The sequence below is a fragment of the Paenibacillus sp. UMB4589-SE434 genome (assembly GCF_030226685.1).
GTDB lineage: Bacteria > Bacillota > Bacilli > Paenibacillales > Paenibacillaceae > Paenibacillus_B.
In genome coordinates this window covers 514,433-527,983 of record NZ_JASOYK010000003.1, presented here as the reverse complement: position 1 = coordinate 527,983, position 13,551 = coordinate 514,433, and the positions used below count along the sequence as shown (strand labels likewise).

Here is a 13,551-nt window from a genome sequence, read left to right as displayed (position 1 = left end):
CTTTTCCGAGCAAGTGCCTAATGAATCCCTACCTGCCTAACAAAGCCATATAGGCACTCTCTATGCTGACTAGTAAGATGAAGTATATCTGAAACCGCATTCATTCGAAAAGGGGGCAATTTCTATGAACCAGACCGTTCCGAGCTCACAGCCTTCCGGGCCTGCCAATATCAAGCGAATCAAACCCTTCGTCAGTCCGCTCCGGAAACATACCTGGATGCTGCATCTTATGGTGCTTCCGGCGGTCATTTTCACCTTTATATTTGCTTATCTCCCGATGTCAGGCATCTTGATGGCGTTCCAACACTACAAGCCCAAGCGCGGCCTTTTTGGCTCTGAATGGGTGGGGCTGGAGCATTTTCGGTATATGCTGCAAAATGATTATTTCCTCCAGATCGTAGGCAACACATTATTTTTTGCCGTTATTAAAATTGTGTTGAACCTGATCGTTCCTTTTGTATTTGCGCTGCTGTTGAATGAGGTTCGAAAATCGATCATCAAACGATCTATCCAGACGTTAGTCTACTTGCCTCATTTTCTATCCTGGGTTGTTCTGGCTGGCATACTCATGGATATGCTTTCACAGACCGGGATCGTAAATCAGTTTTTGACCTGGCTGCTTGGCATAAAGCCGATCTTCTTCCTTGGAGAGGGCAATTGGTTCCGGGGGGTAGTCATCGTCAGCGATGTGTGGAAGGAATTCGGCTTTAGCACGATCGTATTTTCGGCCGCTTTGGCAGGCGTCAATCCATCCCTGTATGAAGCGGCTGAGGTGGACGGCGCCAACCGTTGGCAGCAAACAATTCACATTACGATTCCGGCGTTGATGCCAATCTTGATCGTAGTTGGCACCTTGGCGCTCGGCGGCGTGCTGAACGCCAATTTCGACCAAATTTTTAATATGTATAATTCGCTCGTATACGACAAGGCGGATATTATTGATACGTTTGTGTATCGTGAGGGCTTGCTAAGCGGCCAGTATAGCTTTGCAACAGCAGTCGGCCTATTAAAATCATTAATCAGTCTTGTCCTGATTGTCATCTCGTACCTGCTCGCCTATCGATTCGCGAACTATCGAATATTTTAATAAAGGGAGGAGATCACCATTATGTATCATAAGACAACCGGCTATCGAGTCTTCTCAGCATGTAATTATATCTTTCTCATTACGTTATCCGTCCTGTGCATATTACCGCTTATTCACCTTATGGCGGTGTCCTTTAGCGGACCTGCCCCGGCGAATGCGGGATTGATTACCTTTTGGCCAAAAGACTTTACGATTGAGGCGTATCAGAAGACATTTGACAACCCAAACTTCTTAAACTCCATGTGGATCTCCGTCCAACGAACCGTTCTGGGCACGATTCTGAGCATGACGGTCACCACTTGTGCCGCCTATGCCCTCTCCAAGGAGAAGGTACTAGGAGGACGCAATGCCTATATGTGGTATTTCATATTTACGATGCTGTTTAGTGGTGGAATTATTCCGGGATACATTCTCATTACGAAGCTTGGCTTGATCAACACCTTGTGGGCGTTAATCTTACCGGGTCTAGTTGGTGTCTACAATATTATTCTTATGCTGAACTTTTTTCGCAACATTCCAAGAGAACTCGAAGAAGCTGCTGTCATTGACGGGGCCAATCACTTTCAGACCTTCCTGCGTGTGTATTTGCCTATATCGATGCCCTCTATTGCGACCATTACGTTGTTTATTATCGTCGGTCATTGGAATTCCTATTTTGACGGCCTGATTTACATGCGCGAAGTAGAGAAGCTGCCCCTTGCCACGCTGCTGCAAACGATTGTGGTGCAAACCGACTTTACTAACATGGACCCGGAAACGGTTAAAAAGCTGTCCCAACGGACCGTAAAGTCGGCACAAATCTTTATTAGCCTTATTCCGATCTTGGCCATATATCCATTTTTGCAAAAATATTTTGTTCATGGGATCGTATTAGGTGCGGTGAAGGAGTAGATTATGCTTTAAATTGGGTTCCTAATTTTTTAAGACTCGTGACTTGTATCCAAGCTTAAATATATAAACCTCCATACAGTATTAGGAGCATAAGAAGGAGGTATGTTGAATGGCTAGATTAGTGGACGAGGAAGTTTCCTTGAACTCCAGTGTTCTTGGAGAACTCGACATTCCAATTACGAAGACCCCCCAATTGTTTGGGACCCTTGGTCTGGATACTTCGAATACAGGCCCTACTCTAAGAATTGAATTCGACTACACGTTAGAGTTCAGTTATGTTAAAAACAGCAGTGTTCTCATTAGTATTTATCGCGGTGAAGGTGCTGATGCCGTGCTGGTATTTCAGACCCAGCACAGCGGCGTGGCAGAGGATGACCATAAGTGTGCCATAAGAAGCGTTGCTTCAGCTAGCGGCGTGGATTACTTGCCCCCTAACCCTGGTTTTCTCATTTATCAAGCATTTGTTTCCACGACGAATACAAAGTCCTCCAAGTTAAAACGTATCGGCCCTGAGAGCTTTGCTGCTAGAGCATACTCAGACTAGTCACAGCGTCAACCAAGGCTCCCCTAGTTCTTTAAACTTGTGGGAGCCTCATTGCTGTGGTTCACAGCTGTGCATGAACAGCAACCGTCAGTACTTATAAGAAAAGGGACAGCCGCAGAGCCAAATCGGCTTTACGGCTGTCCCTTTACGTTATAATAGGTGCGTTCGGCGTGTAATAAGCTAGCTTAATCGGACCAAGCTGTAATTTTTCTTTCCTTTGCGAATAATAATAAATCGTCCATCAAAGGCAAGATCCTCACTCACATCCATGCCAACATCCTGAACCCGCTCTCCATTCATGGAGATGGCGCCTTTCGTAATATCTTCACGTGCCTGACGTTTGGACGGTTCGATTCCTAACTCCACCAGCCAATCCACAATGTTCATCGTTTCTTTGGAAGCATGGAACGTCGGCATATCTTTAAAGCCCTGCTCAATCTCATCTGCTGTCAATGATTTGATATCCCCGCTAAACAATGCTTCCGTAATTTTCTTCGCTTGGATCAACAGTGCTTCCCCGTGGACAAACTTCGTCATTTCTTCTGCTAACACTTTCTGTGCTTCACGCTTATGAGGCTCTGTCTGCACTTTTTCTTCTAATTGGTCAATCGCTGTCTTATCGAGGAACGTAAAGAACTTCAAATATTTGATGACGTCTCGATCATCCGTATTCGCCCAGAATTGGTAGAATTCAAACGGTGTTGTTTTGTTGGCGTCGAGCCACACCGCTCCACCGGCAGTCTTGCCGAACTTCGTACCATCTGCTTTAAGCATCAATGGAATCGTTAAACCAAATACTTTAGCCTCTGATCCTTCTTTTCTACGAATCAAGTCCAGGCCGCTGGTGATGTTCCCCCATTGGTCAGAGCCACCAATCTGCAGCTGAACATCCTCATGCTTGTAAAGATGATGGAAGTCCATCGACTGCAAGATCTGGTAAGAGAACTCCGTAAAGGAGATACCACTATCCAAACGGCTCGCGACGATATCTTTTGCCAACATCGTATTCACGCTGAAGTTTTTGCCGTAGTCGCGCAAGAAATCAATTACGTTAAGCTGATGTGTCCAGTCGTAGTTGTTGACCATTTTTAATTGATTGCTGCCGTCGATATCAAACAGTTTCTTCATCTGTGCTGTTAACGCGTCTACATTCGCCTGCACTTGTTCCATCGTCTGCAGCTGGCGTTCAGTCTGACGTCCGCTTGGGTCACCAATCGTTCCCGTCGCTCCGCCAATCAAGATTACCGGACAATGTCCTGCCAACTGGAAGCGTTTCATCATCATAAATGGGATTAAATGTCCAATATGCATGCTATCACCCGTTGGATCTACACCGCAGTACAAGGAGATCTGCTTCTCCTGAACTAATTCGCGCAATCCTTCCGCGTCTGTTTGCTGGTTAATCGCTCCGCGCCATTCTAATTCCTCAATAATGTTCATGACTTTCCACTCCTTAAATAAATAGATATCATTGCATTGATTCATGTCATTCGTGTCGTTCCAAAGACCTGATAGGAACCGGTATAAACACAAAAAAACGTCCCTTGTCTATTGTAGACATAGGGACGATTGATTAACCGTGTTACCACCCAGATTGCACCAACGACGCTTCTGACGCCATTCATGCCACTCTCGGCAAAATATCGATTGCCATTCCGCTTAGCATTACCCAAGATACTCCAGAGTGTAATTCGCAGGCTTGTGTGTGCTAGGTTCCATCAACCCCCAGCTTTCTGGCAACAGGGACAAATCTGCTACTAATCTCCTTCAACGTACATCGTTTATTAGATTACAGACAGTATATTGAATTAAAATTTTTTTGTCAATCGAGATGGATTGGAGCACATTGATAATGCCTAAACTTCTTCCTAATCGTAATGGAGCCTCAACACCTCATGCACACAGATCAATGCGCTTTCATCAGTCGATTGACCTGCTCAGATCCAATAAACATAAGCACAATGTAAGTTATCACAAAATAAGGAAGAACTCCTGTTGTCGAATAACCAATGACCCAACCGAGCAGCGGCGGTAAAAAAGTGCTGCCGGTATACGCAACGGCCATTTGATAACCCATGATACCTGTGGATTGCTCTTTGCCGAATCGGGTCGGTGTCTCATGGAGCAGGCAAGGGTAAATAGGTGCGCATCCGAGGCCAATCATAATGAAACCAACCAGGGAAAATGAAGTCGGCAGCGGTAATACTAGAAGAACGGTTCCGGCCAGTGCAATCATTTGTCCTGCACGGATTAGCACACGATTGCTGACTTTAAAGGTAACAAATCCGGTTATCAGTCTGCCAACTGTGATACCCGCATAATACAAAGATACCCATTGTGCGGCTGTGGCGGCTGTGAGCTGTTTGGTGTTGACTAGAAAGCTGCCTCCCCACAAGCCAACAGTAGATTCAACGCCGCAATAGAGCAGGAAGGATGTGAGCGTTAACTTTACCCCCTTGATCTTTAACGGGTTTGTACGTGCCTTTTGCTCGTTAGCTCCCTCAGGATCTGTGTCTCCCCCGTCATCGGTTCTTTCATCACGACTTTCAGGTGATACACGTTTCCAGAGCGGCAGTGTACAAAACAACAGCACGACCAGTGCGAGCTGAATGATAAAAATAGTCGTATAGCCGTCTCTCCACGATTGCCCTCTTGAAATATAAAAAGACATAATCATCGGGCCAATGGTAGCTCCAACGCCCCAGAAGCAGTGCAACCAGCTCATATGATGCGCCTTATAATGTGTCGCTACATAATTATTTAATCCTGCATCCACTGCCCCTGCTCCCAAGCCAAGAGGGATCGCGCATAGAAATAGCCAGATCAGCGAAGGCGCAATCGAGAACCCGAATAATGCCCCTGCTGTCAGCACACAACTTACAAAGGTTACTTTCCCTGTCCCAAAACGTTTAAGTACAGTTCCGCTTGCTAAGCTGGATACGATTGTTCCGCCAGCTATAATCATATAGAGCATGCCAGCCGTCTCGATCGGTGCTCCGTAATCCATTCGCATGACCGGCCACGCCGCTCCTAACAATGAATCTGGTAAGCCTAAGCTAATAAAAGCCAAATAAATAATAACTAAGAATAGAGTTGCCATGATGAAATTAACCGCCTTTATCGTTTCTGTTGCAACACAAGACCAGATTCCAATGTATCTAGCGTCTGCACAATCATGCCGCTAAGATAGTCGGCTGCAAAATCCTCTGAGAGGAACATATGAGGCACCGCACTTTGAGGAAGCTGTGTGCTGCATTGTTCTATAACTGCCTTGACATGCACCTGTTCAATTCTGTGCCCACACAGTACCACTAGGTCCGGATTAAGAACACTGGATACCGCAACCGTAAGCTTCGCAATTGCACTGCACCATGTGTCAAAAGTATTTGCCAGTGTCCAGTCTCCCCATGGGATGCCAAGCGGTATATTCGCGACTTCGCCAGCAAAATTGCCTTTCCCCTTATACAGCCTGCCATTCATAAAAATACCCGCTCCCGGTGCATACCGCTGTGGAAAATAGAAATAAACTACTGTCTGTTCCGGGGTTACGCGCATTCGATTGCTAAAGCCTATAACTGCTGCATTCACGTCATTTTCAATGATAATGGGGCGATTATAACGGACGCGCAAATGTTCAGCGAGCGAGACGCCAAGTAAGGATTGATAATCAGACACAATCATCTTCCCCTCGTACTCTGCACCTGGCAAACCAAGGCCAATCGCCTGAATAGAAGGATAGGCAGCAAGTAGACGATCAATTATAGATTCTAATTGAGCCACATCCAGCTGATCGACGTCCACATCTGTCTCGTAGACAGGATCACCAGACAAATTAACCACCGTGCCATGTATTTGGATGCATCCGTCCCTTTCAAGGGGATACAAGATGAGAGCCAATGCATAGTCCGAATGGTAGGCAAACAGCATAGCAGGCCTTCCGCCCGAGGAAGAGGAGAGGCCCGACTTCATTACTTCTCCTTGCTTGACAAGGGACTGCAGTACGGTATTAACCGTCACGACGCTTAAACCGGTTGCCAACGCAATTTCTTGCTTGGTGGCGGTTCCCTTGGCTTTTAACATTTGACGAACGAGATTCATATTAATCTCTTTGATCACAAGTGCGTTTCCGCTAATTGGTTTCATCCTACACCTCAATGATAAAACACTTTTTAAAAGTATTTTAATAAGTTCAGAACTAAAGTTACCACGTCTACACATACCTGTCAATCTCAACTTCGACTCCCCTAGGCCGCCATCATCAGACAAAAAATAAAAGCCGCTTTATACTTAGCAGCTCTTATCCATTCAAGTCGACTCCCAATTATAATGTTTATCTGTACATTTGAACATTACCTAAGCCATTTATCCTCCTATCCGCTCCTACGTCTATAAAATATTAGCGTTATTACTTTTATTATTTGGATCACTTATCCTTCAAATCAACCCGTCGTGTACGAGACTTGGGAAAATAAAGGGCTACACTCGTCCCTACGCCAAATTGACTTTCCACCTTTAATTGCCCATCATGTTTCGTCATCACCTGCTGACAGTAACTAAGGCCAAGCCCAAAATGAGTAGACTTCTTTTTTGTTGTATAGAAGGGTTCTTGAATACGTGCAAGATCTGCTGGCAAGATGCCTGTTCCATTATCACGAAATTCGATCAGTGCTCCCTTCTTATACGTAGCAATACGGACTTGGAGCAGCCCCATATCAGGTTTCATAGCTTCAATTGCGTTAAAGCATAGGTTGACCATACAATCTTTCACATAAATAGAATCACAATGGACGATCAGCTTTTGCTGCTGTAAATCCGAGCACTTAACCATACTTACACGATGCTGCTCCGCATAAGGCTGGATTAACAATAACGCTTCGTCAACCAGCATATCCATCTCAACGGCTTCCTCATGCAATATGAGGTCGGAACTGAATTGACGTATTTTATTCACCATTTCTTGTACATGATTTGTAATCCGATACAGCTCGTCAACGGACTGTGATGCCGTATCATATGGGAGACCGCCTAGCGCTTTCTTCAATTGATCAGCCAAGTATTGAATTTTGTTCATCTCGTTCTTGATAGAATGATTAACGATGGACGTAACCGATAAAGCGGCAGAAGCTTCCTCTGGGCCTATGGTCATACAGCCCTTCAGGTTTACCTCCTTCACCCCTCTTTCCATCCACTGCCGACCAAAAATGACAAGCACGCTAAAGATCAGTCCAGCAGTTCCCCAATGAGATATCAGTACTCCCTGTCGGATAATTTGTACAAGAACCAACGTATCATGCATGCTTCCTATGAACATAATAAAGAGCCCTGCAACAAACCATTTCCCATCCTTTGTCAAGCGTGCATATTCAACCAAGCTGCAGCTTAAAACATAACTAAGACCTACCAGCACCATTATGACAAATATAAATATGACAATAGGCAGTCCAATGAGACCAAGAACATACAGGAACAGCAGCACTGTGCCACAGACCGCGTACACCCGCCAGAGCCATCCTTTATACCGCAGCACCGAGCGGTCGAACATTTGATCCACGAATAAAAAAAAGACGACGGGTATCCCCATCATATTGAGTAGAATCGGAAACGGTTTCAAGCTGAACCATACGATAAAAATACTGCTTAACGACCATTTAATACCTGTCATTGCGATCATGTAATTAGCAAGCGCACATAACAATAACATAAAATATAAATACACATATTGCTTTCTCGTTTGCTTAAATACAAATAAAAAAAAACAGCCAGGCTTACGTAAATGACAGCCAAGCCAAACTTGCTCAGATCTTGCCGAAGCAGGGCCTGCGCGGTAATTACAGAATGATCAGCGCTCATCCAATGAAAGTTCTCATAAGGGGGAGCACCCCGTAATAATAGAATCGGCAGAAGGAAAAGAAAGATAACTGTCAACAGAACTGCTCGTTTTGCGGCGATTTTGACCAATTTCTAATCACTCAATGTCTTTGTTCTTTTTCTGCCGATACTTTTGATCTGGCTTTTCACCGTATCCAACGACTTATGGAGCATGGAGGCGATCTGATGGCTTTTGAATCCTTGCTCTTTCAAATCATAGACTTCTCGCTCCGACCGCGACAAAAATCGTAATCTCCATTCAATCAACAGTACATCTGCACAGCAGCCATGTATCGACGAATGGCCAGCATGCGCAGCGCGAATCGCATCCACGATATCTGAATAATGCTCCTTGGTCACGTAATTAACAGCACCCATATCAAACGCGTCCAAAATGATATTGCGCTCATGATAAGAGGTCATCATAATGACCTTGCAGTCCGTCCGGCTCGTAATTTCCTGTGTGGCATAAAGACCGTCACGTTGATTCGGGTTCAGTTCCACATCCATCAGAACCACATCGATATCAGCATGAAGTGCTGCGTCAACTGCTTGTTCCTTCGTATCTGCTGTATAGGCAACCACGATGTCCGCTTCCTGATTCAGATCATGAACGATATGCTTTATCCAGAACGGATCGTCTTCTACCAACAACACTTTAATTTTATTCATAGAAAAACGACCTCCTTATGATAAGAAAATTGCTTTTCTCACTACCTTTTCCACTTATTCGTTATGTCACAACGCATCGGATAACCGATTATACTTCACATCCTTTCGAGAGTGTATTTCACTGCGTGTCAGTTCCTTACGCTTCATGTTCATATGAAGGGATGGACTGGCCGTACACAATAAGCAAATACAAAGCTGATCCTGTCCATGCCATACCATCCCCTCCTGCTGCAATTATGTAATATTACAGCTTATGTTCATATGAATCTATTGTAAACTATGAATACGCTTGTCGGTTAGTAGGCCTTCATTCCCATATCGGCACAGCATACGGAATGCCGCTACAATGTGCTGCATGTCCTCTAAATCTCCAAGCAGCACGGAATGATGAAATACAATGCCGCAATCGTAAGCAGCATCACATTGCGGAAGCGTAAACCGCTCTGTGCGCAGTGCCTGCGTATAAGACTCCTCCAGCTTGTGACGCCTGGAGTGCGGCGTATACAGCGGATTACGATGCAGCGGAATATAAGGCTCATGCAAATAGTAAGCGCCTAAGCCAAGCATTTGCTGCAAGCTGAGAATCGTCTGGCTGGCCGTGCTGCCGAATACGTCTGGCTGGATTCTTACAACAAATCCATAATAGGATTGTCGATCGACTTGTGGCTGTGTGCGCATCGTGAGCACACCTGGAATCTCACGCAAATGTTCATTGAGATAACGCACATTGCTTGCACGAACATCATGGTGGTCATCCAGCTTACGAAGCTGAGCCAGCAGAATCGCTGCTTGAAACTCCGACAAGCAGCGATTTGTGCCAAAGCGACCGCCAGTCTCACTTAACTGCATTGCCCCCAGCCTCAGCTCCGCATCTGGCAATTTGGTCCGTGCGTTCCAGGCGGACGCCTCCATCTTGGCTAACAGCCTCTCGTCCTTCGTAATAGCCGCGCCGCCTTCGCCGCAGGTAAGCACCTTTCCCTGCTGCATCGAGAAGGCGCCGATATGGCCAATCGTGCCTGCCCGTTGGCCGCGCCAGACGGACCCATGACTGTGGGCGCAGTCTTCAATTACATATAGATTGTATTCTGCGGCAATCTGCATAATTGCGTCCATGTCTACCATGCTGCCATACATATGGATGGGGAGAATGGCTTTTGTGCGCGGCGTAATGGCTAGACGCACACCTTCAGGGCTCATACAGAATGTGTCTGCTTCAATGTCTACCATAATCGGAATTGCATTCACCGATAAGACGGCAACGGCTGGCGCAATCCAAGTCAATCCGGGTACGATCACTTCATCCCCATAACCAATCTCCAATGCCTCCAAGGCAGCAATTAGAGCAGAAGTACCGTGATCCAGCGTCAAACAGTGCTCAATACGATTATATTGCGCAAAGGCAGCGGCAAACTGCTGCTCCTTGGTCTCCCTGCCCATATAGGCGCCGCTGATCGCCCATCTGCCGCTGTCAAGCACATCTAGCAGCTCCTGACGAGTATCTTCATCTGCCATTGGCCAACCAGGCCAGCTTTTGGTTCGAATAGGTGCTGCCATGTCAGCTCACCACACTTTGCTTTAATTGAATTTGTTCCTGCATGACCTCATGAATGAGATCGTTGGGTACTAAGGTAATGTAGGAATCATGCTGCATTGCTGGCTCACCTAATCCTTGCAACAGCACCATACCTGTATGGCCTGGCCGACTCTGACGGTATCCCCGCTTGTTGTCAGAATGCAAGATGTGCTCAACAGCAGGAAGCAGTTCCTGACGGGGCTGAATCCATGCGCCGATCTGATTCAGCAGCTCGTGATGCAGATTAACCGCTTCTCGGCTTAGAAGTCCGAGCTTCTCCGCAATTCGCGCTGCGCACAGCATACCAAAGGCGACACTTTCGCCATGGTTGTATTGCCCCTTCGAAGCCAGTTCCAGCGCGTGCCCGATCGTATGGCCATACTCCAGAATAAGGCCGGTTTTCTTCTCGAAGGGATCTTCGCGCATCACGGTACTTTTGGCCCGAATACAAAAGTCGATAATGTCCCCCAGCTCACCCGAATGATATTGATGATCTGGCCGAAAGATCTCCTTAAACCGGTCGATCTCCTCTGGCGCAATCGTCAATAAATTTTTGACGGCTTCGCACAGACCCGCTCGTATTTCCCGAACAGGCAAGTTTGAGATATAGCTGAGTTCTGCACATACGATACGAGGAGCGTAGTAAAAACCGACTAAATTTTTGCCGCTGGACAAATTTACGGCCTGTTTTAATGACAACACCGAATCAGATGCGGCCATTAACGTTGTTGGCACATGTATCAGCGGCAAGCCGCGAAATAACATCCCCGCCACCATGCCGGCGATATTCCCGGTTACACCACCGCCCACCGCCACAATAACTGCGCGCCGATCTGCACCAAGGCCAATGACTTGCTCGCACAACTGTGCGACGGTCGCCAAGTTCTTATGCTCCTCGCCAGGCTGGAATCGCAGCACATGAACTATTCCAGCTCGCTCCAGTTCGGCGCTGGTTTCTTCCAATATACGCGGCGGAATGCCTGTATCCGCAATAAGAATAAAGCAGCCTGGAATCGATTCTTGGTTCGTAAACCATGAAGACAACTGCGAGATCACATGCTTCCCATACCAAAAGTCATATTTATACGAACCAAACTGGATCGTTCTAACTTTATGTGTCATGCCAACTACCTCCAGTCTCCGCTTAGTGCCCGGTTAAAGACGTACGAGCAGAAGATCATACCTGCAATCGACAAGCCGAAGATACATAAGCCTGGTCGGAGCAAAATGTCCCATTCCCATCCTTTCAACCATAACGTACGTACAACAACGACATACCAGTCGACCGGATTAAAATAAGAGACCACTTGAATCCATTTCGGCAGCGAACTCATCGGCATCATCGTACTGGATAAAAATTGCATCGGCATCAGCGATAAATTAACGATGACCATCATACTGTCCGTATGGCGAACTAGCAGTGCAACACCATATGATATAGCCGCAATGCCAATCGACATTAAATAGCCGAATCCCGCAATACCCAGCGCTGTACCAATATTTAAGCTTCCTTGCGCCCCCATCAGAATCGCAATCACCATGACAATAACGGCTTGCATAATGATTACCATGGCTTGATGTGACAGCTTGCCCAGAATAACGGCAGAACGGTTAGACGGTGTAGAAATAATTTTCTCGATGACGCCTGTCGAGATATCGGCCAGCACTCCCATGCCTGACCATCCCGCGCCAAACAAAGTCGTCATAACGACAACGCCTGGTGCAAAGAACAGCAGATAATTGTCCCCAAATTCACTAAACTGCCCAGTATGAATGACAGGTTGAAAAATTTGACTAAACAGCAGCAGCCAGATTAAGGGGGTTGCGATACTTGTCAGCAGGTAGATCGGCAGCTTGACCAATTGAGCATGGCTCCGCCAAAAGATGCCGCTAAAATCAAACCACAGCCATTTCCAATTAAGCATATTGAATACTCCTTTGTGTATATTGCATCATAACGTCATCCAGCGTTGGTTGCGTGACACGTACCGACGTGATCTGTACGTCATAGTGGCTTAACAAATCAAGAATCGGGGTAACCTGACGATGGCCCTGATCAACCCAGAAACGCAGCTCCGTACAGGCCTCATTTATCTGGATTCGCTTTACGACCAACTGCTTATGCTCCTCTAGCAACTGACTGCGCAGTTGTTCTTCTGTAATATCAGACGAGTGTTCCGCCACTGTAATATAGACCTGATCGCCGCCTACCTCTTGCTTGAGCTGTTCAGGTTCACCAAGACATACACATTGGCCTTCCTGAATAATCATGACACGGTCGCAGAGCCGATCGGCTTCCTCCAGGTAATGCGTGGTTAGAAATACTGTCATGTTCTGCTCCCTTTTGAGCCGCTCCAGTACATGCCATAATTGATAACGATGCTCTACGTCCAATCCTGCAGAAGGCTCATCCAGGAACAATATTTTCGGATGATGCAGCAAGGCTGTCGCTATTTCGAATCTACGCCTCATCCCTCCCGAGAAGGTCATAAGCAAGTTGTCTTTTACTTCCAAAAGGTGTACATAGTCCAGTACTTCCATAATTCTGTCGTTCATCTGTTTACGTGGGATGTGATACAGCTTGCTGATCCAGCGCAAATTCTCGTAAGCCGTCAATTGATGATCGTGTCCACCAATCTGAGAAACATAACCGATATGTTCTCGAATCGCCTTCTGGGATGTCATCGTATCCCGATTTAAAATAAATATGGAACCTTCTGTCGGTTCGAGCAGCGTGGTCAACATCTTAAAGGTTGTGCTTTTTCCTGCGCCGTTTGGGCCGAGCAGACCGAATATTTCCCCTTGCTCCACCTGAAAAGACAGACTGCGAACCGCCGGAAACGGTGCTTTGTCGTATTTTTTAAACAAGTTGTCCACTTGAATGACTGGCAATAGAAGCGCTCCCTTCGTGTATAA

Annotated in this window: 12 protein-coding genes, 1 pseudogene and 1 other annotated feature; of the genes and pseudogenes, 3 read left to right on the top strand and 10 right to left on the bottom strand. The window is 46.3% G+C overall.

The features are described from left to right. Positions 1 to 217 precede the first annotated feature (217 nt). From QP775_RS15060 to QP775_RS15050, 3 genes are all read left to right on the top strand, one after another. Positions 218 to 1,087: an ABC transporter permease gene (locus QP775_RS15060; protein ID WP_285107296.1), complete on the top strand. Its 870-nt coding sequence runs from the start codon at positions 218 to 220 to the stop codon at positions 1,085 to 1,087. A 21-nt stretch (positions 1,088 to 1,108) separates the two neighbouring features. Further along, positions 1,109 to 1,978 carry a carbohydrate ABC transporter permease gene (locus tag QP775_RS15055; protein ID WP_239329967.1) on the top strand — a complete coding sequence of 290 codons (870 nt, stop codon included), beginning with the start codon at positions 1,109 to 1,111 and terminating at the stop codon, positions 1,976 to 1,978. A gap of 109 nt (positions 1,979 to 2,087) precedes the next feature. Continuing rightward, entirely contained in the window at positions 2,088 to 2,522 is a 435-nt protein-coding gene (locus tag QP775_RS15050) for a hypothetical protein (protein ID WP_239329969.1), read from the top strand. Between the two features lie 180 nt (positions 2,523 to 2,702). Here QP775_RS15050 and tyrS read toward each other — a convergent pair whose 3' ends face one another. From tyrS to QP775_RS15000, 10 genes and pseudogenes are all read right to left on the bottom strand, one after another. Next, positions 2,703 to 3,962, bottom strand: a complete 1,260-nt coding sequence (gene tyrS / locus QP775_RS15045; protein WP_239329971.1) for a tyrosine--tRNA ligase — start codon at positions 3,960 to 3,962, stop codon at positions 2,703 to 2,705. A 118-nt stretch (positions 3,963 to 4,080) separates the two neighbouring features. Further along, positions 4,081 to 4,302 (bottom strand) — a binding site (T-box leader). 126 nt (positions 4,303 to 4,428) lie between these two features. Continuing rightward, positions 4,429 to 5,622: an MFS transporter gene (locus tag QP775_RS15040; RefSeq protein ID WP_285107185.1), complete on the bottom strand. Its 1,194-nt coding sequence runs from the start codon at positions 5,620 to 5,622 to the stop codon at positions 4,429 to 4,431. Positions 5,623 to 5,639: 17 nt separating this feature from the next. Next, a complete protein-coding gene (locus tag QP775_RS15035; protein ID WP_285107183.1) occupies positions 5,640 to 6,665 on the bottom strand; it encodes an ROK family transcriptional regulator in 1,026 nt (341 codons plus the stop codon). Positions 6,666 to 6,945: 280 nt separating this feature from the next. Next, a complete protein-coding gene (locus tag QP775_RS15030) occupies positions 6,946 to 7,350 on the bottom strand; it encodes a sensor histidine kinase (RefSeq protein ID WP_275444699.1) in 405 nt (134 codons plus the stop codon). A gap of 387 nt (positions 7,351 to 7,737) precedes the next feature. Beyond that, positions 7,738 to 8,271: pseudogene (locus QP775_RS15025) on the bottom strand (7TM diverse intracellular signaling domain-containing protein); the annotation flags it as partial. Between the two features lie 212 nt (positions 8,272 to 8,483). Beyond that, the gene (locus tag QP775_RS15020) at positions 8,484 to 9,062 is read right to left on the bottom strand and encodes a response regulator transcription factor (RefSeq protein ID WP_239329980.1); all 579 of its coding nucleotides are present in this window, start codon (positions 9,060 to 9,062) and stop codon (positions 8,484 to 8,486) included. Between the two features lie 267 nt (positions 9,063 to 9,329). Next, a complete protein-coding gene (locus tag QP775_RS15015; protein ID WP_285107180.1) occupies positions 9,330 to 10,616 on the bottom strand; it encodes a DegT/DnrJ/EryC1/StrS family aminotransferase in 1,287 nt (428 codons plus the stop codon). Position 10,617: 1 nt separating this feature from the next. After that, entirely contained in the window at positions 10,618 to 11,757 is a 1,140-nt protein-coding gene (locus QP775_RS15010) for a 2-deoxy-scyllo-inosose synthase (RefSeq protein ID WP_285107178.1), read from the bottom strand. A 5-nt stretch (positions 11,758 to 11,762) separates the two neighbouring features. Then, complete coding sequence (locus QP775_RS15005) at positions 11,763 to 12,560, bottom strand: ABC transporter permease (protein WP_239329986.1); 798 nt, start codon at positions 12,558 to 12,560, stop codon at positions 11,763 to 11,765. Further along, a complete protein-coding gene (locus QP775_RS15000; protein WP_285107176.1) occupies positions 12,553 to 13,527 on the bottom strand; it encodes an ABC transporter ATP-binding protein in 975 nt (324 codons plus the stop codon). The genes QP775_RS15005 and QP775_RS15000 overlap by 8 nt, the downstream gene beginning before the upstream one ends. Positions 13,528 to 13,551: the final 24 nt, after the last annotated feature.

Bases quoted from the DNA above. Each gene is read 5' to 3' on its own strand.
- QP775_RS15040 (WP_285107185.1), bottom strand. From the start codon at position 5,622: ATGGCAACTCTATTCTTAGTTATTATTTATTTGGCTTTTATTAGCTTA.
- QP775_RS15005 (WP_239329986.1), bottom strand. From the start codon at position 12,560: ATGCTTAATTGGAAATGGCTGTGGTTTGATTTTAGCGGCATCTTTTGG.
- QP775_RS15030 (WP_275444699.1), bottom strand. From the start codon at position 7,350: ATGGTTAAGTGCTCGGATTTACAGCAGCAAAAGCTGATCGTCCATTGT.
- QP775_RS15020 (WP_239329980.1), bottom strand. From the start codon at position 9,062: ATGAATAAAATTAAAGTGTTGTTGGTAGAAGACGATCCGTTCTGGATA.
- QP775_RS15035 (WP_285107183.1), bottom strand. From the start codon at position 6,665: ATGAAACCAATTAGCGGAAACGCACTTGTGATCAAAGAGATTAATATG.
- tyrS (WP_239329971.1), bottom strand. From the start codon at position 3,962: ATGAACATTATTGAGGAATTAGAATGGCGCGGAGCGATTAACCAGCAA.
- QP775_RS15050 (WP_239329969.1), top strand. From the start codon at position 2,088: ATGGCTAGATTAGTGGACGAGGAAGTTTCCTTGAACTCCAGTGTTCTT.
- QP775_RS15015 (WP_285107180.1), bottom strand. From the start codon at position 10,616: ATGGCAGCACCTATTCGAACCAAAAGCTGGCCTGGTTGGCCAATGGCA.
- QP775_RS15010 (WP_285107178.1), bottom strand. From the start codon at position 11,757: ATGACACATAAAGTTAGAACGATCCAGTTTGGTTCGTATAAATATGAC.
- QP775_RS15060 (WP_285107296.1), top strand. From the start codon at position 218: ATGCTGCATCTTATGGTGCTTCCGGCGGTCATTTTCACCTTTATATTT.
- QP775_RS15055 (WP_239329967.1), top strand. From the start codon at position 1,109: ATGTATCATAAGACAACCGGCTATCGAGTCTTCTCAGCATGTAATTAT.